This window comes from Polaribacter sp. Z014, assembly GCF_023555435.1.
Lineage (GTDB): Bacteria > Bacteroidota > Bacteroidia > Flavobacteriales > Flavobacteriaceae > Polaribacter.
The window spans coordinates 135,220-159,037 of record NZ_JALCZP010000003.1 but is presented as its reverse complement, the minus strand read 5'-3'; the positions used below and the strand labels follow the sequence as shown (position 1 = coordinate 159,037).

14 protein-coding genes are annotated in these 23,818 nt (G+C 31.8%); all 14 read left to right on the top strand.

Going from position 1 to position 23,818, the window contains the following annotated elements:
- Positions 1-13 precede the first annotated feature (13 nt).
- The 14 genes from MPF19_RS06010 (at position 14) to MPF19_RS05945 (ending at position 23,810) form a co-directional block, all read left to right on the top strand.
- Positions 14-370 (top strand): hypothetical protein, encoded by a 357-nt coding sequence (locus tag MPF19_RS06010; RefSeq protein ID WP_249987212.1) that lies wholly within the window; start codon positions 14-16, stop codon positions 368-370.
- Between the two features lie 119 nt (positions 371-489).
- The gene (locus tag MPF19_RS06005) at positions 490-1,989 is read left to right on the top strand and encodes a sulfatase family protein (protein WP_249987211.1); all 1,500 of its coding nucleotides are present in this window, start codon (positions 490-492) and stop codon (positions 1,987-1,989) included.
- Between the two features lie 404 nt (positions 1,990-2,393).
- A complete protein-coding gene (locus MPF19_RS06000) occupies positions 2,394-4,010 on the top strand; it encodes a tetratricopeptide repeat protein (protein WP_249987210.1) in 1,617 nt (538 codons plus the stop codon).
- Positions 4,011-4,039: 29 nt separating this feature from the next.
- Positions 4,040-4,906 (top strand): AraC family transcriptional regulator, encoded by an 867-nt coding sequence (locus tag MPF19_RS05995; RefSeq protein WP_249987208.1) that lies wholly within the window; start codon positions 4,040-4,042, stop codon positions 4,904-4,906.
- Positions 4,907-5,027: 121 nt separating this feature from the next.
- Positions 5,028-5,903, top strand: a complete 876-nt coding sequence (locus MPF19_RS05990; RefSeq protein ID WP_249987205.1) for an AraC family transcriptional regulator — start codon at positions 5,028-5,030, stop codon at positions 5,901-5,903.
- A 144-nt stretch (positions 5,904-6,047) separates the two neighbouring features.
- The gene (locus MPF19_RS05985; RefSeq protein ID WP_249987204.1) at positions 6,048-6,914 is read left to right on the top strand and encodes an AraC family transcriptional regulator; all 867 of its coding nucleotides are present in this window, start codon (positions 6,048-6,050) and stop codon (positions 6,912-6,914) included.
- Positions 6,915-7,078: 164 nt separating this feature from the next.
- The gene (locus tag MPF19_RS05980) at positions 7,079-9,328 is read left to right on the top strand and encodes a T9SS type A sorting domain-containing protein (RefSeq protein WP_249987203.1); all 2,250 of its coding nucleotides are present in this window, start codon (positions 7,079-7,081) and stop codon (positions 9,326-9,328) included.
- Positions 9,329-9,333: 5 nt separating this feature from the next.
- Positions 9,334-12,282: a sulfatase-like hydrolase/transferase gene (locus tag MPF19_RS05975; RefSeq protein WP_249987202.1), complete on the top strand. Its 2,949-nt coding sequence runs from the start codon at positions 9,334-9,336 to the stop codon at positions 12,280-12,282.
- A gap of 255 nt (positions 12,283-12,537) precedes the next feature.
- Positions 12,538-15,735: a SusC/RagA family TonB-linked outer membrane protein gene (locus MPF19_RS05970; RefSeq protein ID WP_249987200.1), complete on the top strand. Its 3,198-nt coding sequence runs from the start codon at positions 12,538-12,540 to the stop codon at positions 15,733-15,735.
- Between the two features lie 17 nt (positions 15,736-15,752).
- Positions 15,753-17,483 carry a RagB/SusD family nutrient uptake outer membrane protein gene (locus tag MPF19_RS05965; protein ID WP_249987199.1) on the top strand — a complete coding sequence of 577 codons (1,731 nt, stop codon included), beginning with the start codon at positions 15,753-15,755 and terminating at the stop codon, positions 17,481-17,483.
- Positions 17,484-17,732: 249 nt separating this feature from the next.
- Positions 17,733-19,298: an MFS transporter gene (locus tag MPF19_RS05960; RefSeq protein WP_249987197.1), complete on the top strand. Its 1,566-nt coding sequence runs from the start codon at positions 17,733-17,735 to the stop codon at positions 19,296-19,298.
- A gap of 34 nt (positions 19,299-19,332) precedes the next feature.
- Positions 19,333-20,817 (top strand): family 16 glycosylhydrolase, encoded by a 1,485-nt coding sequence (locus MPF19_RS05955; RefSeq protein WP_249987196.1) that lies wholly within the window; start codon positions 19,333-19,335, stop codon positions 20,815-20,817.
- Positions 20,818-20,852: 35 nt separating this feature from the next.
- Positions 20,853-22,268, top strand: coding sequence for a sulfatase (locus tag MPF19_RS05950; protein WP_203393480.1), 1,416 nt, complete (start codon positions 20,853-20,855; stop codon positions 22,266-22,268).
- Positions 22,269-22,328: 60 nt separating this feature from the next.
- Positions 22,329-23,810 (top strand): family 16 glycosylhydrolase, encoded by a 1,482-nt coding sequence (locus MPF19_RS05945; protein WP_203393479.1) that lies wholly within the window; start codon positions 22,329-22,331, stop codon positions 23,808-23,810.
- Positions 23,811-23,818: the final 8 nt, after the last annotated feature.

Genomic DNA, 23,818 nt, shown 5'->3' with positions numbered 1-23,818 from the left:
TAAATCAAATATCATGAAAAAAATCCTTTTAACATTAGTATTAGTAGTAGCATTTTCAACTACTTACGGACAAAACAAATACCAAGAAAGACAAAATAAGTACTTTGTGGAAGCAGCAGCAAAAGAATATAATTTAAATGATGCACAACAAAAAGAGCTTACAGAATTAAGAACAACTATGGTTGTAGCTTATGGAGAATCTCAAAAAGCAGCAAAAGCTGGTACAATTACCAAAGAAGAAAAGCAAGCTAAAAACGGTGAAGCGAGTAAAGCTTTTAACAGAGGCGTTATTAAATTAACAGGTAAAAATTATAAAGAATTGGCTCCGTTTTTTAAGAGAATGCGAGATGAACTTAAAAAAGTGAAATAAACATTTCTTTATTTGCATAGAAAAAGGTGTCTTCTAAAATTTAATTAATTTAGAAAACACCTTTTTTATTTTAAAAATAATTTAAATAAAATAACGTTCTTTTATCCATAATTTAAAAAATGAAAAAAACTTCAATCTTAGGGCTTATCCTTTGCTTTCTTGCCATAGCAATAAGTTGTACGGCTACACAAAGTAAAACAAAGTCTACCATTGCTAATAAGACTTCTAAAACAAAAACGATAAAAACACCAGCAAAGCCAAATATATTATTTATTCTTTGTGATGATTTAGGATACTCAGATGTTGGTTTTAATGGCTCTAAAGATATTATTACTCCGGCTTTAGATGCCTTGGCAGATAATGGTACCATTTTTACATCGGCTTATGTTGCGCACCCTTTTTGCGGTCCAAGTAGGGCTGCGTTAATGACAGGAAGATACCCTCATAAAATAGGAGCACAATTTAATTTACCACCAAATAGTGGTGAAACGATTAAAAAGGGAGTTTCATTAGAAGAAACTTTTATTAGTAAAGTATTAGATGATGCAGGTTATAATACAGGCGCTATAGGAAAATGGCATTTAGGGTCTAATCCAGAATTTCACCCAAATGTAAGAGGGTTTAATGATTTTTTTGGGTTTTTAGGAGGTGGTCATGATTATTTTCCAGAGCAATATAGAAAGGCTTACAAACAACAAGAAGCAAATGGCAGAAAACTAATTTGGGATTACTTGCACCCATTAGAACATAACGGAAAAGAATTACATGAAACCGAATATGTAACGGATGCTTTTTCTAGAGAAGCAATTCGTTTTGTTACCGATGCAGCTAAAAAGGAAGATCCTTTTTTCTTATACCTTGCTTATAATGCACCTCATACACCACTAGAAGCAAAAGAAGAAGATTTAAAACTATTTGCTCATATAAAAGATAAAAAAAGAAGAACGTATGCAGCAATGGTGTATGCGGTAGATAGAGGTGTAAAGAAAATTATAGAGACGTTAAAAGCTACGAATCAATTTGACAATACCTTAATTATTTTTATGAGTGATAATGGAGGGAAAACAACATCAGGCGCTAATAACTTTCCTTTAAAAGAGGGAAAAGGAAGTGTTTATGAAGGTGGTTTTAGAGTGCCTATGTTTATGCATTGGCCAAATGTGGTTCCAGCCGGTAAAAAATCAGACAATCCTATTGAAGCTATAGATTTTTACCCAACACTTGCAAGATTAGCAGATGCTAAAATTCCCGTCGGAAAAGAATTAGATGGTAAGAATATTTGGGATGATTTCTTATCAGGAAAAAATACACATGCAGATGAAAACATCTATGTGTTAAGACACAGAAACGGATTTAGTGATGTAGGTGTTAGAAAAAACCAATGGAAAGCTGTAAAAGCCTATAAACAGAAATGGAAGCTATTTAATATTGATCATGATATTTCTGAGGAAAATGATATAAGTAAATCTAATCCTGCAGTTTTAAAACAGATGGTTAATGAGGCTAGAAATTGGAGTAAATCTAATATTCAACCATTTTGGTGGCACGATGTAAAAACAGGTAAACATTGGAAAGAAGATGGAATGCCAAAATTTGATGTTACTTTTAAATTGGATTAAATTCTAAATTTAGTATTTCTAAAAATTATTAAAATCGCCCTAGGAATAAGTATTATTCTAGGGCGATTTTTTATGCAAATGTATGCTGTATTTTTAGTGTTCCTATATAGCCAAAGGAAGTCTCCTTTATTTTCCTTATTACAGGCCGAAATACAGTATTGGTTATATTAGATCTTTTATGTGTTAAAACAATAAAAACTTTTATAAACTAAAAGAATTGTAGGTGATAATTTAGGTAAAAAGAAGAATCGTTTTTTTAAATTAAGGGGAAATTTCACAGAAAAAACTAAACAAAAACATAACAAGTGGTTATTTTAGGTCATTGAGTGTAAAAACTTATACAATGAGTTGTATCTTGTAATAGCTTGTTTTATAGGAGGTGCCTTAAAATAACATAATTTTATATGAATTCATTAGGTAAACATATTTTGAAAAATAACTTAACAAAGGGTTTCTATATAACTACCTTGTTTGTGTTGTTAATGTTTGGTTCTTTATCTGCTCAAGAAAGCAAGGAACAATCAGTAAATAAACTTGAACAATATTCAGATAGTGATGCACAGGTTTTAGAAAATGAATATACTGCTTCTTTAAAAAAAGCAGATACTTTAGCAGCAATTCTAACGCTTCAAAAATTGGCACTACTATATGGTCATCAAGCAAGGCATAAAAAATCATATAACAAATTGTGGCAAGCCTTACTTCTTGCAGATGCTTCTAAAATGAAAATGTTAAAGGCTTTTATTTATAGAGATATTGGACGCCATTATAGTTATTACAAAAGAAAAACAAAAGCACTTAAATTTTTAAATTCTTCTTTAGATTTAAAAAAGGAGTTGGTGCAAAATAAGGAAATTAAGGATGAAGAGTTGGCGAACGCGTATTTGGCATTTGTAGCTACTTATAGAGAGTTAAATGATTTAAAATCGGCTAAGGTATATTTAGATAGTAGTGCTGTGTTTTTAAAGAATTCTACACAACTTAGAGATAAAACTTTTTATAGTTTTGAGTATGGTGTAATTTTAAATAGTGAAGGCAATTACGAAAAAGCACTAAAAGCATTTAGAGACTGTTTAAATTGGTTTTCTAAGAATTTACCGAGTTATAGGGTTTTAATTAATACGTATGTTGGAGACGTTTATAAAAATAAACAAGAGTATGCCAAGAGTGAAAATTCTTATTTAGAAGCCTTAGAATTGTCTAAAAGTTATAATGTTCACAAAGATTTTACACCATTAATATATGAAAGGTTGTCTGATTTATACCTTTTAAAAGGAAATAAGGATAAAGCATTTGCAAGTTTAAAAAGAGCCAAAGAATTAGACTATTTATATTTTGATAGTAGAAGTGCAACAAATCGGCCGCTTTTAGAAATACAAGATGAATTTTTAGAAGAGAAAAATAGACAAATAACAGCAAATAAAGAACAAAGGCTTCAACAATTAGAACAAGAAGAACAGGTGCTTTTTTTAGAGCGGATGTTACTTTTTGTTGCGGTGGTTGGTTTAATTTTATTTATCAACAATATACGGTCTAAACATAAAGCAGAAAAGAAAATACTAAGAAAGAAACGTGAGTTTGAAATTGAAAAAAATAAAGAAGTACTTGAGTTAAAAAATAAAGAGTTAGCAACTTCTGTAATTAAATTGATTGAGAAAGATGCTTTTATTGATCAGTTAAAAGAAAAGCTTTCTAATGGAAAAGGGGATATAAATAGACAAGAAGCCAAACAAATTATAAATTCTATTGCCGTAAATAATTTAGACAATTGGAGTGAGTTTGAAACAAGGTTTGTTGCTATTAATAAAAAGTTTTACACCAAATTAACAAAAAAATTTCCAGACTTAACAGCAAATGATCAAAGGCTATGTGCTTTAATTAAATTAAATTTTTCTAGTAAAGAAATAGCAAAATTATTAAACATGTCTAAAGAGAGTGTGCATACTACAAGAAGTAGGTTAAGAAAGAAATTAAAAATTTCTAGAGATGTAAATTTAAAAAATTTTATTGCAAGTATTTAAAATAAGAATGTAAATTAAAACACCAAATTATGAGATTAGTTTTAAAACAATCAGATACACTTCTAAATAAAAAGTTAAATGTTTCTAAGAGGGTTGTACCTTCTTTTGACGTTGCTTGGCATCATCATAAAGAGATTGAGTTGTTATATATTTCTCAAAGTAACGGAATTCGTTTTGTAGGTGATAATGTCTCTCCATTTTTTCCTGGAGACTTGGTTTTAGTAGGGTCTCATTTACCTCATTTATGGAGGAGTGATCCTTCTTATTATGAAATGAAAAGTAATAGAAGTGTAAAAACAATTGTAATAAAATTTACCAAAGATTTTTTAGGAAAGGATTTTTTTAAGAGAGAAGAGTTTTTTAAGTTAGAAAGATTGTTAGAAGCCTCTAAATTCGGACTCTCTTTTGATAAGGAAGTAAGTAGTCTTTTACATAAAGATTTAATGAGTTTACCAGATTTATCATCAACAGAACAACACATTGCTTTGTTGGGTGTTTTACATAAATTATCAACGGTAAAAGAGGAAAGTGTATCGGTGTTGTCTTCATCTGATATGAGGCAATCTATTACAGAAAGTTCAGAAAAAATAGATTTAGTGTTAAGGTTTATTTCAGATAATTATACCTCAAATCTAAGTTTAGAGGAAGTGTCAGGCGTAGCTTGTATGACTACAAATTCGTTCTGTAGATTTTTTAAAAAAATGACAAATAAATCTTTCACACAATTTTTAAATGAAATTAGAATTAGAAATGCTTCGCGAATTTTAATTCAAGAAAATTTATCGGTATCAGAAGTTTGTTACTTAGTAGGCTTTAATTCGATGACCTATTTTAACAAACAATTTAAACAAATTATGGGTACAACTCCCAAAACGTATAAGGTTGCTATTTATTAAAAATCAAGTTATTCTTATAATATGTGAATTCTAATTCTTTTTAGTTTTATATAGTTTACTTTCGAAAGAAAGGTGTTGGTAAAAAATATAAAATTAATTAAATTATTATATTTGTTTTGAGATGAAAAATTTGATAAAAGAAGCAAGTACCATATTTGTGAAAAAAGTAAATATAGAAATGAGGGTTGTTCCTTCTTTTAATGTGGCATGGCATTTTCATGAAGAATTTGAACTGGTGTACGTCACAAAAAGTAATGGTATGCGTTTTGTTGGAGATAGTGTTTCTCCTTTTTATCCTGGAGATTTAGTATTAGTAGGAGCTAATTTACCTCATTTATGGAGAAGTGATTCCTTTTATTATAATGAGGGAAATCCGGAGAATTCTAAACGCGTAAAAACTATCGTTACAAAATTTACCGAAGATTTTTTAGGAATTAATTTCTTTGAAGCTCCAGAATTTCAAAAAATAAATAAACTTTTAAAGGCATCTAAATATGGGCTGTTTTTTGGTGAAGAAGTAAGTATAGACTTACACGACCTTATCGTTAGTTTACCAAGTTTACCAAAAACAGAACAGTACATTAAATTGCTAGAAGTGCTCTATCAGTTATCTTTAGTTAAAGAAAAAGATAGGCTTGTTTTATCATCTTCAAATATGAGGCAATCTACCAAGGAAAGTCCAGAGAGGATAGACACTGTTTTAAGATATATTTCAGATAATTATTCTTCTAAAATGAATTTGAGTGATGTTGCAGATGTTGCCTGTATGACAACAAATTCTTTTTGTAGGTTCTTTAAGAAAACAACCAATAAATCATTTACTCAATTCTTAAACGAAATTAGAATAAGAAATGCTTCTAGAATTTTAATTCAACAAAAAATACCAATATCAGAAGTTTGTTATAGTGTTGGTTTTAATTCAATTACAAATTTTAATAAACAATTTAAACTTCTTGTGGGCTCCACTCCCAAAAAATTTAGAGAAGATATATTGTAAATTTAAGTACTTAAATTTCTCTTATTTTTAATAAAATACATATTTTACCTCTTATGAGATAGTTGTGTGTTAAAATTAGATAATTATTGTTAAAAAATTCATGTATATTTTACTTATATCAAAAAAATGTTATATTTGTTAATAATGAAGCTAGTCTTAAAAAAATCTGATACCCCTGTAAATAAAAAATTGGACATCTATACTAGAGATGTTCCTTGTTTAGATGCTGCATGGCATTATCATAAGGAATTCGAATTACTATATATTTCTCAAAGTAATGGTATTCGTTTTGTGGGAGATAGTGTAGCGCCTTTTTTTGCTGGAGATTTGGTTTTAGTTGGTTCTTATTTACCACATTTGTGGAGAAATGACCCTTCTTATTATGAAGAAGAAAGTACGCAACAAGTAAAAACGATTGTAAGCAAATTTACAGATGATTTTTTAGGGAATGATATTCTTCAAATGCCAGATTTTTATAATGTAAAAAAAATATTAGAAGAATGTAAGTTCGGGTTGTCTTTTGGGGAAAATGTAAGTAAGTTTTTACATAATGATATTATGTCTCTTCCAAGTTTATCATCAACAGAAAAACACATAAAAATTTTAAGTATTTTACATAAATTATCTTTAGTTGATAAAAAAGATAAAACAGTTCTATCATCCTCAGACATGAGGCAAACAACAACAACTGAAAGTTCTGAACGTATAGATACAGTCTTAAAATTTATATCAGATAATTACGCATCTAGTATAACTTTAGATGATATCTCTAATGTTGCCTGTATGACAACAAATTCGTTTTGTAGATTTTTTAAAAAGATGACCAATAAATCATTTACGCAATTTTTAAATGAAATTCGTATTCGTAATGCTTCAAGAATATTGGTGCAAGAAAACTTACCAGTTTCAGAAATCTGTTATATTGTTGGTTTTAATTCTATTACAAATTTTAATAAGCAGTTTAAACAGATAATGGGGGCTACTCCAAAAAAGTTTAGAGAAGCTATTTAACTATCTTTTTTTTCTTTTAACCTATTCACTTTCTAAGTTTTAAAAAAAGTTATTATTTTAATAATCCAGAAGTAACTATGATAATAAGTTGCTATTTGTGGTTAATATTAGCTTAATTCTGTGCTAAATTATCATGTAATTTTGAAGTCTAACTAAAAATTTACATGTATTTAACAAAACTACTTTTTTCTACGACATTTAAATATAGCATTACTTTCATAGTGGTCTCATTATGGAGTTTTATTATTAATGGACAAACACTTCCTTTTTCAGATCAACAAAATGCTGGTGATTGGGTTTTAAATACTGATATTTCAGATGAATTTGAAGCGGCTACAATAAACGAAGATCAATGGTTAATTCAGGGGAGAAATGGAGAGTATCAATCTAACTTTAAAGGGAGAGTGCCATCTCAGTTTTCTACAGATAACGCAATATTAGAAGACGGAAAGTTAAAAATTCTAACAAAATGGGAACCTAATTATCCGTTTATTAAAGATAATAATGGAAATCAATTAGGAGAATATAATGGAGTTGCTAAACCAATAACTACTGCTGCAGTTATTAGTAAAAAACAATTTCAATATGGATATATGGAAATTAAATCTAAAGCGGCAGCTGCAGAAGTAACAAGTGCTTTTTGGACTACAGGTCCAGGACAAGGAAAACCAGGTGGAGCGTCTGAATTAGATATGTTCGAAATGTTTGGTGGTCACAAAACAAATGACGCTTGGAAAAAAAGACTCAAGTTTAATATTATCAGTTGGGATCCAAATAATGCTATTAAACAAGCAGCAACTGCAGCAGGACAATCTGTAGGAACAACACACACAAGAAATATACAAGCAGCTAATAATACGGCAGACAATTTTCATGTGTATGGTTTTGAATGGACTGCAGATTATATAAAAGTATATATCGATGGGGTTTTGCATCCAGATGGTACCATCTTAAAATCTGTAATAACCAATAATGGAGCAGAACCAGATAGATGGGTAACAAATGTTCCTTACTGGGTTTGGTTCGATTCTGAAACTTTTCCTTGGTTAGGTTTGCCAGATGCATCAGATTTACAAACACCTTCAGAATTTCAAATTGAATACATTAGAGTTTGGCAAAAACAAGCCGGTGAAATTACAGTAACTGAAAGTTCTGATGCTATTGAAGGAAGTACCGATGGTACCTTTAAAGTTGCATTGTCTAACGGAGAAATTGCTACTCAAGATATTAACATTACGTATACAGTTGGTGGAAATGCTACTGAAGGTGCAGATTATACTTCGATACCAAGAACAGTAACCATAGCAAGCGGAACCAATTCATCTGAAATAGTTATTGATGCTAATGATGACGGAATTGATGAAGCTCCTGAAACTGTAACTATTACTTTACAGTCTTCTAGTTCTAAAACGGTAAATACAACCGAAGCAAGTATTACAATATCAGATTTTGTGGAATCTACAGTATTAACCGCAGGAGATATTGCAATATTAGGATGGAAATCTGGAACTGGTAAACTGGCATTTATGCTTTTAAAAGATATAACAGCAACCACTAAAATATCTATTTCTAATAGAACTTGGAGTAATTCATTAAATGAATTTTCTGGAGATTTTACTGTGGATGATATTTGGACATGGACCGCAGGAGCTGCTTATACTACTGGAGATATCTTTATGTTAGATTCAAACGGAGAAATGAAACAAGTTGTGGGTAATGCAGAAGTTGTTGTAGGAACAACGGCTCATGATTATACCGGAAAAGTAGCGCAAGCAAGTGATGGGGATTTTGATTTTTCTGTGAATGGTGAAGGAATCTTGATATTTCAGGCAGATCCTTTTGTATTGCCAACAAATGGAAACTCTACAGCGTGGATAACGGGTATAAATACTTCTCAAGGTTGGGGAGTTGGTGGAGGAAATTCTTATTGCGAATTACCAACTGCTTTAACAAATGGCGTAAATGCTAATAGTGTTGGAAATAAACAAGATTTTGGAGTCTATAAAGGCGCTTTATCAGGAACACCATCTCAATTAAGAGCAAGTATTAATAATACTAGTAATTGGATTTTTTCTGAAGATACAACATACAATCTATGGTCTTTTAACCAAACAGTAAGCAGTACATCTGGTGATATTGGTATCGCAGGTACTTTAAGTGTAGCAGAGCAATCTGCTTATAAATTCACTGTTTTTCCAAATCCGGTAAATGATGAACTCTCTATCAATTTTGGAGAAACACAGCATGCGTTAGAAATTGAGCTTTTTACAACCTTAGGGAAATCTGTAAAAAAGGTAAAAGAAAGTAATGTTCGTAATGCCAGCGTAGATGTTTCTAAGCTAGCATCAGGGATTTATTTTTTATCAATTAGATCAGAACAAACAAAACAAACTAAAAAAATCATTATTAAATAGAAATTATGAAGAACAATTATTTTAAAAGAGGTGTTTTACTTTTTGTATTACTTATTTCCTTAAGTAATTATGCACAAACCCAAGGAATAAAACCTAATATCATTGTAATTTTAGCAGACGATTTAGGCTATGGAGATGTTGGTTTTAATAGAGATGCAAGTTTTCCGGAAGATAGAGGAGTTATTCCAACACCAAATATAGATGCTTTAGCTAATAATGGAATTGTTTTAAAAAATGCGCATGTAGCCCATCCTTTTTGTGGGCCAAGTAGAGTTGCAATATTAACAGGTATGATGCCTCATAGAATTGGTGCACAATACAATTTACCTAACGATATTACATCAACATTAGGGGTGCCAACTAACGAAACTTATTTTTCTACAGTGTTAAAAAAAGCGAGCTATAATACAGCGGCATTTGGAAAATGGCACTTAGGTTTTCAAGATGGAAAATACCAACCATTAGACAGAGGTTTCGATTTTTTCTTTGGATTCTTAGGTGGAGGAAAAAATTACTTTGAAAGCGTTTATGAAGATGGTTTTTACAATAGATTAGGAGGCAGTAACCCTGTAACAAATGAATATCAAGATCCAATTTGGAGAGATAGAGGATATGTTGCTAGAGACGAATTTAGTAATGCTGAAAACGAGGATTACTTAACAGATTTATTAACGGATGAAGCAATTGCTTATGAAAAAAGAGTGAGTGCTTCTTCAGATCCGTATTTTATGTATTTAGCGTATAATGCGCCACATACACCATTACAAGCGCCAGAAGCAGAAATTGCTCAGTTTAAATTAGACAATCCTAATTTTGAAGACTTAATACGAAATAGCCCATATATTACAGAATCTACGCCTGTTAATAAATTAACGGATGCAGGTGAAAAGGCAGCTTTAATAGAAAAGTTTGTGCAAGCTCGTATCACGTATGCAACAATGGTAACAAATATGGATACCAATATTGGAAGGCTTATTACAGAGCTAAAAAAAGACATGAACAAATTTAACAATACGGTTATTATCTTTTTAAGTGATAATGGCGGATATACGCTTAGTAAAGGAGCTGTAAACTGGCCATTAGACCAAGGAAAAGGAAGTGTAAAAGAAGGAGGGCATAAAGTACCGATGTTTGTAAGTTGGCCAGCTAAAATTACGGGTGGAGGTCCTACGTATGATCATCAAATTAGTTCTTTAGATTTGTATCCAACGTTAGTTGGTTTAGCCGGAGAAACAATACCTGAAGGAAAAACAATTGATGGGGTAGATTTTATGGATAAAATAATTGCAGGGCAAGATGCAAGACCAGACGATGGTATATTGTTGATGAGACCTCAAAATGGGTTTCATAATGGAGGAATTGCTTATGATAAATGGAAAATAGTAAAAACTGCAAATGGTGGTAAATGGAATTTATTTGACATCTCTACAGATCCAGGTGAAACCACAAACGTAAGAAGTAGCGAGCCAAACGGAGAGCAAATTGTGCAAACTATTTTAGACAATGCAATTGCAAAAGTGGTAGATTTTAAAGATGTAAAACCAGCTTGGTATGATAATGATGGTGATGGTTCTGGTCATATACATAGTTTTCTTTGGGCTGATGGAACTTTGCCTGGATATGACAGGCTATTTGAAACTCCATTATTAAAACTAGAAGGAGAACTTAGTGAAATTACAATAGCTAAAACTACAGACGCTATAGAAGGTGGTGTTAATGGTGTATTTACAATTAGTTTACCAGAAGGCGTAAATGCTACCGAAAATATAGATATTACTTATACTGTAAGTGGAGTTGCAACTGAAGGAACAGACTATACAGCATTATCTGGTACAGCAACCATTGCTAATGGCACAAACGCTACGCAAATAATTATTGATGCTACACAAGATACGGAGAATGAAGTAAGTGAATCTGTTGTGATTACCTTAGCTTCAACATCCTTTGGTAGTGTTTTAACAACACCAGCCGAAATAACTATTTTTGATGTCATAGAATCTACGGTTTTAACAGCTGGAGATATTGCAATAGTAGGTTGGAAATCTGGAAAAGGGAAATTGGCATTTATGCTTTTAAAAGATATTAGTGCAACTACCAAATTGTCAATTTCTAATAGAACTTGGAGCAATACTGCCAATGGATTTACAGGAGATTATAGTGTAGATGATATTTTTACTTGGTCTCCTGGAGCTGCTTTTAGTATAGGTGATATATTTATATTAGATGATGATGGATTAGTTAAACATGTAACAAATAATACAGAAGAAGTTGCAGGCACAACATCTCATGATTATACAGGTAAGGTTGCAGAAACAAGTGATGGAGATTTTGATTTTTCTGTAAACGGAGAAGGAATCTTAATTTTTCAGGCAGATCCTTTTGCGCTTCCAGCGGATGCAAATTCAACTGCATGGATAACAGGGATAAATACTGCTCTAGGATGGGGTAATGGTGGTGGTAACTCTGCATGTCAATTACCAACTGCTTTAACTAATGGTGTAAATGCAAATAATGTTGGGGAAAAACATGATTTCGGAGTCTATACAGGTGCTTTATCTGGTACAGCTGCACAATTAAGAGCAAGTATTAATGATGTTAGTAATTGGTCTTTCTCTGAAGATACGGAATATAATTTATGGCGTTTTGATAAAACATCTAATAGTATTTCAGGAAACATTGGTACGGCAGGTACTTTAAGTACGTCAGATCAAATTTTTAAGAAGTTAAGTGTTTTTCCAAATCCTTCTGGAGATTATTTTTACGTAAACTATAGTGGAGTTCTAAATAAACTAGAAGTAGAAGTATATACGGCGTCAGGAAAATCAGTTAAAAAAGTAACAGAAACCAATGTCAATAATCCAAGAATAGATATTTCTAATTTAGCTTCCGGAATTTATATCTTAAAGATTAAGACGGACGAAAACTTTTTAATAAAAAAAATAATTAAATTATAAATAGTTACTTTTTTTATCTGAAAACTCGCAATTTTTATTGCGAGTTTTTTTATGAATAATTGTTACATTAATTTAAATTCATCAACATAAAATAAGTTTTCTGTGGGGGTTAATTTAATATATAATAAGGGTAAATTAGTATCATTAAGAGGTAAAAAACATAAAAATAGGGTGCATTTTTTTTGGAAATTTGAACTATGAATTAATTTATTATCAAATTCATACTATTTAATAATTCAAAAAACCCAAACAATTATGAGAAAAAAACTATTTTTTGATAATAGTTCTTATGCATCCTTAATAAAACAATTTAGGATAGTTGGACTATTACAAATTTGTTTAATTGCTTTTCCAATGTTTGCTAATGCAAGCTCTTTGGTAGCAAGTGAAAACAACGTAAATGACGTAAAGTTTCAGCAAAATATTACTGGAACAGTTTCAGACGAAAGTGGACCAATCCCAGGGGTTAGTGTTCAAGTAAAAGGAAGTAATACAGGTACGGTAACAGATTTTGATGGTAATTATTCTTTATCAGCAAAAGATGCAAATGCTATTTTAATATTTTCTTACATAGGTTACAAAACGCAAGAAGTACCTGTAAATGGTAAAGCGATGGTTAATGTAACAATGGTGGCTGATGTAGCAAATTTAGATGAGGTAGTTATTGTTGGTTATACTTCTAAAAAACGAGGAGAATTAACAGGTTCTGTAAGTACATTAAAAGCAGCAGAAATTGAAAACACTTCTAATAGAGAGGTTGCTAAATCTCTAGCGGGTAAGGTAACAGGTATTATTGTTTCAGATAGAGGAGGTTATCCTGGTTCTGATGGAGATGTTTCTCTATTAATTAGAGGACAATCTACACTTAATAATAATGCGCCTTTAATCTTAATAGATGGTGTGCAAACAGGTGTTGGAACATTTAATCAATTAGCGCCACAAGATATTGCTAATTTAAGTGTTTTAAAAGATGGAGCCGCAGCAATCTATGGTAATAGAGCAGCAAATGGTGTTATTATTGTAACTACTAAAAGAGGTACGTCTGGTAAGCCAAAAGTAAAGCTATCTACCTCTTATAGTGTTTCTTCATTTTCTGCATTTCCAGACTTAATGTCTTCAGCACAATATGCAGTTTATGAAAACGAAATTGCAGAAAGAAAAGGGCTAGCACTTCCTTATACGCAAACAGATATTGATAAGTATACGGAAGGCAATGATGCTAACTACCCAAGCACAAATTGGGCAGATTTAACATTTGCAAAATCAGCTCCAGAAACTAGAAATTCTATTTCTATTTCCGGTGGAAGTGAAAATGTAAAATACTTTGTAAGTGGAGATTTAATGAGTAGAGAAGGAATGTTTGCTTCTGGAGATTTAGATTTTAACCAAAGTCAATTGCGTTCTAATTTAGATATTAAATTAACAGATGATATAAAGTTAAGTGTAGATCTATCTGGTCGTTTTTCAGAAAACAAACAACCAGGTGTAAATGCAGGTTTTATTTACAAGCACATATATGCAAACTTACCTACAGAAGTAGGTGTTTATCCAAACGGTTTACCTGCTTGGGGAGGAGAAAATGGTGCAAATCCATTAGTAATGTCTAGCAATCAGTCTGGCTTTACAAAACAAAATAATAACGATTTAAGAGGTCGTTTTGCTATCGATTGGAAATTAGATAAAATAACAAAAGGCTTAAGCTTTAATAGTTATGTAGGGGTTAGAAAAATGAATTACGATCAGAAGTCATTTTATACTCCATGGACAATCTATAAACTAGACCAAACTAGTGGAGACTATAACCCAGAAACAGGTTTTTCTCAAGACGGGCAACAAAATATTTTAAGAGATACTTTTTGGAAGTTTGATGAAACATTAATCAATGCTACGCTTAGATACAATACAACAATTAATGATGTACATTCTATAAATGGTTTTATTGGTTACGAACAACAAACTTCAGAAACAAATAGTTTTTTTGCTCAGAGTGGTAATTTACCATCAAAAGATCTACCTTATTTATTTGCAGGAGATCCAAGTTCTCAACTTACAAACGGAACAGCAAGTGAAACAGCTTCTTTAAGTTATTTAGGTTCTTTATCTTACGATTATGATAAAAAGTACTTTTTAGATTTAACGTTACGTAGAGATGGTTCTAGTAGATTCAGTTCAGACAATAGGTTTGGTACTTTTTATAGTGTTGGAGGTTCTTGGGCTATAGGTAAAGAAAGCTTTTTAGAAAACGTTTCTTGGTTAAACGCACTTAATTTAAGAAGTAGTTATGCGGTAATGGGAAATGATAGAATAGCTGGGTTCCAGTATTTATCTCAATATTCTTATGGAGGTGATTTTAGTAACAATAATACCAATGTAAGACCAAATTATTATGCTTTTGGAGAAAATGGAGTAGTAGAAAATGGGTATAGAACCGGTGTTGCACCAAATCCTAATGTAACTTGGGAAACTGCTATTATGAAAAACTTTGCAGTAACATTTCAAATGTTTGACAGCAGATTATCTGGAGAAGTAAATTATTTTTATCAAAACAGAAAAGATATTTTAGTAGACAATGGTGGTGAAGTTCCAGAATTTACAGGAGTACAATTACCAGATGAAAATTTAGGACAAGTAGATAGTTATGGTGTAGAGGTTACTTTAGGTTGGGCAGATAAAATAGGAGAAGTAGGTTATAACCTAGGTTTTAATTTAACGCAAGCTAAAAACAAAGTTATTTATTTACCACAACCGGTAAACACTCCAGCTGCTTTAAGACAAGAAGGTATGCCAATTGGTTCTTATGTCGTAGCGCCAACAGCGGGGATTTTTAGGGATCAGGCACAAGTAGATGCAACTGCTGTTAAAAAAGCAGGAACGGTAGAAGGTGAACCAATTTATTTAGATACCAATGAAGATGGTAAAATAGATGATGGAGATTTTATAAGAATAAGTAGTTCTAACGTACCAGAAATACAATACGGTATTACGGGTGGGGTAAATTATAAAGATTTTAGCTTAAGTTTTTTATTACAAGGACAAGCGAAAGCAAAAGCATTAGTTTTTTTCGACCAAGACGGAGCTAAACCTAGTCATGTTTTTAATGACAGATGGACGCCAGATAATAGAAATTCTAGATACCCAAGAGCTTTTGGTTTAAATGATGAATACAGTAGTATTCAAAACGGACAACCAGACAATTTTATTGGAGCAGATTTGTGGTTACATGATGCTTCTTTCTTAAGATTAAAAGAAGTGGAATTAGCATATACAATAACAAAAGAAAAAGCAAAATTTGCAGATATTAGAGTATTTGCAAGAGGTTTTAACCTGTTAACAATGTTTTCAGATATTGAAAAGTTAGGTTTAGATCCAGAAGCTGCTGGGTATAATAACTTTAGAGGATCTACGTATCCTTCTTTAACGATGTACACATTTGGTTTAAATTTTACTTTTTAATATAAAAAATAGAAACAATGAAAAAAATAAAATTAATATATTTATTTGCAGCTATTGGGTTTTTCTCGATGACGAGTTGTGAAGATGTTTTAGATACAGATTCTTTAGGTTCTTACCCTAATGATTTAATTTTTAGTGACCCAACTCAATTAGAAAAGGTAGTTTATTCTGCTTATAATAGTACAAATGGATGGGCTTTAAACAAATCTATTTGGTGGGCTAGAAGATTTAATGTAGAAGTGGGGTCTTTTGAAGCGAAGTTTAATTTTAAAGATTTAGACAGGCTTAGACTTAGAGGAAATGGATGGACTGCTCTAAATCCGGGAGATTTTAATAATAAATGGAGAGATTATTTTCTTTTTATTAATGAAATTAATCAGTTTTTAGACAATGTAGATGAAAGTGAAGCCATGAAAACTGATGCAGATCAGGTAAATGTTTTAAAAGCAGAAATGAAGTTTTTAAGAGCTAATATTTATGCGAAGATGGTTAAAATGTTTGGGGGTTTACCAATTTTTGAAACTGCTTTTGGTTTAGGGTCAGAGTTTAATATTCCAAGAAACTCTTACGAAGAATGTGTTGCTTTTATAGTGAAAGAATTAGACGAGGCTGCAGCTGTTTTACCAGTTACAAGACCAGCGTCTGAATTTGGTAGAGCTACAAAATTAGCGGCATTAGCAGTTAAGTCTAGAACGTTATTATTTGCAGCTAGTAAATTACACGATCCAGCTACATTACCTAGTGGTCCTTTATATGATTACACAAAAGCAACAAAATGGAAAGATGCAGCAGATGCAGCAAAAGCTGTAATTGATTTAGTGGGTGCAAGAGATTTAATTGCTACGCCAGATGCAGCAGCATATCAAAAGCTATTTTTATCTGCAAATCAAGACATTCTTTTTGCAAGACCATACGGAGAAACTTTATATGATTTTGGTTTAGATGTTAACTCTTTACCAGATCAAACACAGTCGCCAAGTGGTTATGGTGGTTGGGCTTTATCTTCTCCTACACATAATTTTGCTTTAGAGTTTAATATGGCAGATGGTTCTAGTACAAGTGGTGCTACTTTTAATGCTGCAACGCCAAATGCAAATAGAGAAATGAGATATTATGCCGATTTAAACTACCAAGGAGCTAACTTTAGAGGAAGATCTGTAGATTATTCATTGTCAGATTCTATAGGGGTTGCACCTAATAGAGTACCGGCCTTTCCTCATGGATTGGATTCTTCAGAAGGATTAGGGAATGTTCGTCATTCTTCAAAAACGGGATACAACATTAGAAAATTTCAAGATGAGAGCCTTACGAGAGTCACAGATGTATCTGCAGGACGTCCATATATTTTATATCGTTTGGCAGAAGTGTACTTAAATTATGCAGAAGCACAAGCAGAATTAAATAATGATATAGAAGCAAAAATTTTCTTAAATAAAGTTTCTACACGAGCATTACAGCCTGAAATTACAGTAACGGGAGATGCTCTTAAAGAAGCGATAAAAAGAGAAAGACGTATAGAATTGGCTTTTGAAGGTCATAATTTTTGGGATGAAAGAAGATGGATGAATCCTGATAATTTAGGTTTCGATATTAAAGGATTAAAATGGAAAAAGGAGGTTAGTGGAGTTTTAACGCATACAGAATATACTGTTGTTACTAGACCTTGGTTTGATAAGGAATATTATTTACCAATTCCTAATCAGGAAATACAAAAAGCACCAGCATTAATTCAAAATGATGGATATTAAGACATGTTCTATTTTAATTAGAATTGTTTGAATTTGATTTGAGAAAATGCTGAAGATTAGTCTTCAGCATTTTTTATTAAACAGAAGTGTTATTTAAATTTGAAACGCTAAGGTAAAATAGGGTTAAGAGTTGGTAAATTTAAATAACAGCTTAGTTCTAAATTGTGCTTACTTTGTTTTCTAAGTAAATTATTGCGATAATAATTTATTTGGCAAACAATCAAACTTAATTATTATAACTAAATTATTATGAGTTCATATAAAAAGAATGCATTTACATACTCCATTATTGTAGCAATAGGGAGTTTTGTTTTTGGTTTAGATGCTGTATTAATATCGGGCGGTTTTAAATTCATTACGCAAGAGTTTAATTTAACAGCTTCACAAGTTGGTCTTATCGGTTCTGCTCCAGGTATTGGAGTACTAATAGCATTGCCATTAACTGCTTATTCTGCAAACAAAATAGGAAGAAAACTTACATTACAGATTATTGCTATATTTTATGTAGTCTCTGCAATTGGTTCTGCTTTAGCACCATCATTCTTAGCACTTTTTTGGTTTCGATTCTTAGGAGGCTTGGCCTTTAGTTCGGTTACGTTAGCATCAATGTACATTGGTGAGATTGCTCCAGTTGCGCAAAGAGGTAAATTAGTTTCTATGTTACAAATAAATATGGGAGTTGGTTTTACGCTAGCGTATTTAATTAACTATTGGATTTTACAACAAATGGGGTCTGATACGCAATGGGTAATTGATCTTAACCTTGCAGAAACAGGATGGCGTTGGATGTTGGGTATAGAGATAATTCCTGCAGTTATATGGTTATTATTACTTGCAATAATTCCAAAAAGTCCTGCTTGGTTAATTTACAAAGGTAGAATAGACGAAGCTAAAAAATCACTATCTAAAGTATATCCTGAAAATGAAGTTGATGGACAAATTCAACAAATGGTTGATAGTGTTGATGGTACAGAAGGTAGTAGGTCAACGATGGGGCAATTAAAAGAGATTTTTGGAAGTAAGATGAGAATCGTTTTAATTTTAGCGATGACATTGGCAATTGTACAACAATTTACAGGTATGAATGCAGTTATGATCTATGCTCCAACGATGTTTGAGCAATTAGGTTTAGGTACAGATGCCGCATTTTCTAGCACCATTTGGATTGGTGTAATTGGTTTGATTTCTACTTTAGTGTCATTAACCTTAATTGATAAATTTGGTCGTAGACCTTTAGTTATTGGAGGTTTAGTATTGATTATTATAAGTATATCTACAGTTTCTTATGGGTTTAAACAAGCTACATATACAGTAACTCCAGAGGCAATTGTTAAAATGAATAATATTCCGGAGATTGAAAAATTAAATGCGATTGTTGGAAAAGAATTTAATAGCGATATTGAATTCAAAAATTCTTTAAGTGATATTCTTGGAGTAGAATCTGCACGTGATAACTCGGGTTTAATATTTAAAGAAACTGCACACATGAATTCAATCTTAATACTATTAAGTATTTTAACTTTTATTGCAGCATTTAATTTCTCAATAGGACCAATTATGTGGGTGTTGCTTTCAGAAATTTTCCCAATTTCTAATCGAGGAGTGGCAATACCATTATTTGCATTAATTTCGAGTACCGTTAGTGCTTTGGTGCAGTTTTTATTCCCATTAGAAATGGAAATGTTTGGAGCTACCACAACTTTTATAATTTACGCAGGTATTGTACTTGTGGGCTTAATTATTTTATATAAATACCTTTTAGAAACCAAAGGACTTTCTTTAGAAGAAATTCAAACGAAGCTTCAAAGAAAATAATAAAAAAGGAAGTTAAATAACAACAATATTATAAATGAAATATCAAAAAATATATATAATCGCTTTTCTTTTAGGAACATTTACTTTTCTAAGTGTTGGATGTGAATCACCTAAGAAATCAACAGAAACAACGGTTGTAAAACAAAGTGTTCTACCTTTTTCTGATCAAGAAAATAAAGGGAATTGGGTTTTAAATGAAGAAATAAGTGATGAGTTTGAAGGAACAGAAATAGACACTACAAAGTGGTTTGTAGAAGGACAAAATGGAGATTATTATATATGGAAAGGACGAGCTCCTTCTCAATATGCGCCACACAATGTTGTCGTAGAAAACGGAAATTTAATTTTAAAAACGCAATGGGAACCAGATTATAATTTCGCTAAAGAAAGTTATGCTGATGGAGCTAATAAAGATACATACGGAATTCATGAAGGGAAACCTTTACCGGTAACAACAGCGGCAATTGTTAGTAAAAAGAGATTTTTAAACGGATATATGGAAATAAAATCGAAAGCACCACACGCAGCAATGACAGCAGCATTTTGGGCAATTGGTTTTGAACAAGAACTAGATATGTACGAGCAATTGGCAGTACCAAAAATAGCTCAAGAAGGTTCTATCGATAAGCATATGAATAGAACTGCAATTCATGATTGGAGTCCACCTTCAACGAGACCAACAAAAGCTTTTGGTTATGATGAAAACTTACCTTACGTAACTTCGGAAGGATTTCATGTCTATGGAGTAGAATGGGGAGAAGATTATTTAAATATTTATAGAGATGGTAAATTTATTCATGGTTTTACACAAGATGAATTAGGTACAGATTGGGTCTTAAATAATCCGATGGAAATATGGGTAGATTCAGAGATTTTTAAATGGTTAGGAGTTCCTCATAAAGAAGAATTACCAGCAACTTTTGAAGCTGAATATGTGAGAGTTTGGCAAAAAGAATCAGATAATTTATTGGCAAAAGACAGAGCCTTTTATGGTTTTGAAGGTCCTATTTTATTTGAAGAAAATCCAAAACCTTTAACAATGGTTCCAGAAGATGCAACTGCAAATGAGTATCAAAAATTTTGGCTTTTTAGTGAAGGTTCAGAGAAATACTTAAAAATTACAGAAGGACATTATGCAAATGGAGTAGAAGCATTACAGTTTTTTGGATATGGTAAAAATGATTCATTGAACGTAGCAAAAGTAGTCGCTAAAACACCAGAAGGTTCTTTAAAACTTCCTGCAGGAGATTATAATTTATCAATGAAAGTTTGGTTAGATCAAGGAAGGATTACAGATTCTATTCATGTTGCTTTAATGAATCCGAAAATGGAATTAACTTTTTCTGGTTTAAAAAAATTAGAAAGAAAACAATGGGTATCGGTAGCAAAGAAAGTTTCAAGAAAAGAAGCATCTGCAGTTAATGATGGAATGATCATAGAAATTAGAAAAGAAGATTTACCAGCAACAAAAGCGGCTAAATTATACATAGACGATATTGAGATTAAAAAAGTAAATTAAGAATCTGTTGTAAGGTTCAACTAATTCAATAAAAAATGAAAAAAAGTATTCTATTTATTTGTATGGCAATAGCATTGTCTAGTTGTGCGCAAAAAAAACCAAACATTGTTTTCATATTTTCTGATGATGCAGGGTATGCCGATTTTGGTTTTCAGGGAAGTAAAGTAATGAAAACGCCAAATTTAGATCAACTATCTAAAGAAGGAGCAAAATTTACAGAAGGTTATGTTACAGATGCAACGTGTGCACCTTCTAGAGCAGGGTTAATGACCGGTAAATATCAACAACGTTTTGGGTACGAAGAAATAAATGTACCTGGATACATGAGTAAAAACTCAAAGTATTTAGCAGATGATATGGGCTTGCCAGTAGATCAGGTAACCATGGCAGATTATTTAAAAAAATTAGGATATACAAGTGCTATGTATGGTAAATGGCATTTAGGTGATGCAGATCGTTTTCATCCTTTAAAAAGAGGTTTTGATGAGTTTTATGGTTTTAGAGGAGGCGATAGAAGTTATTTCGCTTATAAACAAGTTCCTAAAGGGCATTTAGACAAAAGAATGGAACGTGATTTTGGTAATTTCGAAGAACCAGAAGGATATGCTACAGATGTATTTGCAGACAAAGCAATCTCTTTTATCGAAAGAAATAAAGACAAACCTTTCTTTGTGTATTTAGCATTTAATGCGGTACATACGCCAATGGAAGCGACCCCAGAAGATTTAGCGAAATTTCCTAACTTAAACGGAAAACGTCAACAAGTAGCAGCAATGACTTTAGCTTTAGACCGTGCTTCTGGTAGAGTTTTAGAGAAGTTGAAAGAATTAGGTTTAGAGGATAACACAATTATTGTTTTTTCTAATGATAATGGAGGGCCAACAGATAAAAACGCTTCTTTAAATTTACCATTAAGTGGTACAAAATCGAATCACCTAGAAGGTGGTTTAAGAGTACCATATTTAATTAAATGGCCAGGTAAAATAAAAGCAGGTCAGGTGTACGATTACCCAGTAAGTACTTTAGATTTATTACCAACATTTTATGCTGCCGGTGGAGGAGATGTGGCAGATTTAAAAGATATAGATGGTGTTAATTTAGTTCCGTTTGTAAACGGAGAAAATAAAGCAAGACCTCACGAAGATTTATTTTGGAAAAAAGAAACACGTTCTGTATATAGACACAATGATTGGAAATTGATTCGTTTTCCGGATAGACCTGCAGAATTGTATGATATCTCTAAAGATATTGCAGAACAAAATGATTTGGCAACGAAAAATCCAGAACGATTGAGAAGTATGTATAAAAAATTGTTTCAATGGGAATTAACTTTAGAGCGCCCAATGTGGATGTTAAAAAGAAAGTTTGAAAAATATGACATTGATAGAATGGACCGTTATAGAACACCTGAATTAGTGAAAAAAGAAATGGAACATTATCAGAATAAATAACAAATTTCTAATTATTAAGAAAAAGAATAAATTAAAACCAACGAATAAATTAAATATAGAATGATACAATTTAAGAGGTATACTTTTATCGCATTATCCGGATTATTAACACTTGCTAGTGTAAGTTGTGCACAAAATAAAGCAACTGATAAAGTTAAAACAGAAATAACAACTCCAATGCCATTTTCTGATCAAGAAAATAAAGATGGTTGGGTGTTAAATGAAGAACTAAGTGATGAATTTAAGGGAACTGAAATAGATACAACAAGATGGTTTGTAGAGGGCTTAAATGATCAATATTATATTTGGAAAGGACGTGCTCCTTCTCAATTTGTTGCAAAAAATGTAATTGTAGAAGATGGTAAGTTAAAGCTAAGAACAGCTTGGGAACCAGATTATCCATTTATTAAAGAAAGCTATGGCGACGGAAATATGGGGACTTCTCAATATGGTATTTATAAAGACGGAACGCCAATGCCAGTTACCACAGCGGGTGTTTTAACGCACAAACGTTTTTTATATGGATATATGGAGGTGAAATCTAAAGTTGGTAATGCAGCAATTACAGGTGCATTTTGGGCAATTGGTCATGAGCAAGAACTAGATGTGTATGAGTTAATGGGGAATCCTAAAAATAAAGGAAACATTAGAGCAGATTCTTATTTAGCAACTGCACACGATTGGAGACCACCAGCACAAAGACCAACTAAAATATTTAATCATGATGAAAATTTAGACTTTAGAACAGCAGATGATTTTCATGTGTACGGAGCAGAATGGGGTGTAGATTATTTAAAATTATTTATTGATGGAAAATTAATTCGTCATTTTACACAAGATCAATTAGGGACTTCTTTTGTATTGAATAATCCGATGGAAATTTGGTTAGATTCAGAGATCTTCTTTTGGTTAGGGATGCCGCATAAAGAAGAGTTACCTGTAGATTTCGAAATTGAATATATGAGAGTTTGGCAAAAACCAACAGATAATTTGTTAGCTAAAGATGCTGCTTTTTATGGTTTTGAAGGGCCTATTTTGTTTGAAGAAAACGGAAGACCTTTAACCTTATTACCAGAAAGTTCTGTGCCAGATGAGTATCAGAAATTTTGGGATATCAATGAAGGTTCAGCTAAATATTTATCAATTGCTTACGGAGATTATTACCAAGGTGTAAATAGTTTAGAATTTTCTGGGTTTAGTAAAACGGAAAGTTTAGAAGTAGAAAAAGCAGTGGCTATGGCACCAGAAGGTTCATTAAAGTTAGCCGCTGGTGAGTATACAATTTCTGCAAAAGTTTGGTTAGATCAAGGAGTTATTGCAGATAAAATTCATGTTGTTTTACAAGATCCTGAGTTAGAAGTAACTTTTGGAGATCTTAGAAAACTTCCAAGACGTGAATGGATTACGGTAGAAAGTACTATTTCTAGAACAGTAGCATCCGGAGAAAAAGATGCCATTGCAATTGAAATCAGAAAAAAAGATTTACCTAAAACAAGAGCAGCAAAACTTTTGATAGACAATATTGTTATCAAGAAAAAATAATTAAAATC

What these genes read in the sequence shown, in the direction of transcription:
- MPF19_RS06010 (WP_249987212.1), top strand. Translation starts at nt 14, where the DNA reads ATGAAAAAAATCCTTTTAACATTAGTATTAGTAGTAGCATTTTCAACT.
- MPF19_RS06005 (WP_249987211.1), top strand. Translation starts at nt 490, where the DNA reads ATGAAAAAAACTTCAATCTTAGGGCTTATCCTTTGCTTTCTTGCCATA.
- MPF19_RS06000 (WP_249987210.1), top strand. Translation starts at nt 2,394, where the DNA reads ATGAATTCATTAGGTAAACATATTTTGAAAAATAACTTAACAAAGGGT.
- MPF19_RS05995 (WP_249987208.1), top strand. Translation starts at nt 4,040, where the DNA reads ATGAGATTAGTTTTAAAACAATCAGATACACTTCTAAATAAAAAGTTA.
- MPF19_RS05990 (WP_249987205.1), top strand. Translation starts at nt 5,028, where the DNA reads ATGAAAAATTTGATAAAAGAAGCAAGTACCATATTTGTGAAAAAAGTA.
- MPF19_RS05985 (WP_249987204.1), top strand. Translation starts at nt 6,048, where the DNA reads ATGAAGCTAGTCTTAAAAAAATCTGATACCCCTGTAAATAAAAAATTG.
- MPF19_RS05980 (WP_249987203.1), top strand. Translation starts at nt 7,079, where the DNA reads ATGTATTTAACAAAACTACTTTTTTCTACGACATTTAAATATAGCATT.
- MPF19_RS05975 (WP_249987202.1), top strand. Translation starts at nt 9,334, where the DNA reads ATGAAGAACAATTATTTTAAAAGAGGTGTTTTACTTTTTGTATTACTT.
- MPF19_RS05970 (WP_249987200.1), top strand. Translation starts at nt 12,538, where the DNA reads ATGAGAAAAAAACTATTTTTTGATAATAGTTCTTATGCATCCTTAATA.
- MPF19_RS05965 (WP_249987199.1), top strand. Translation starts at nt 15,753, where the DNA reads ATGAAAAAAATAAAATTAATATATTTATTTGCAGCTATTGGGTTTTTC.
- MPF19_RS05960 (WP_249987197.1), top strand. Translation starts at nt 17,733, where the DNA reads ATGAGTTCATATAAAAAGAATGCATTTACATACTCCATTATTGTAGCA.
- MPF19_RS05955 (WP_249987196.1), top strand. Translation starts at nt 19,333, where the DNA reads ATGAAATATCAAAAAATATATATAATCGCTTTTCTTTTAGGAACATTT.
- MPF19_RS05950 (WP_203393480.1), top strand. Translation starts at nt 20,853, where the DNA reads ATGAAAAAAAGTATTCTATTTATTTGTATGGCAATAGCATTGTCTAGT.
- MPF19_RS05945 (WP_203393479.1), top strand. Translation starts at nt 22,329, where the DNA reads ATGATACAATTTAAGAGGTATACTTTTATCGCATTATCCGGATTATTA.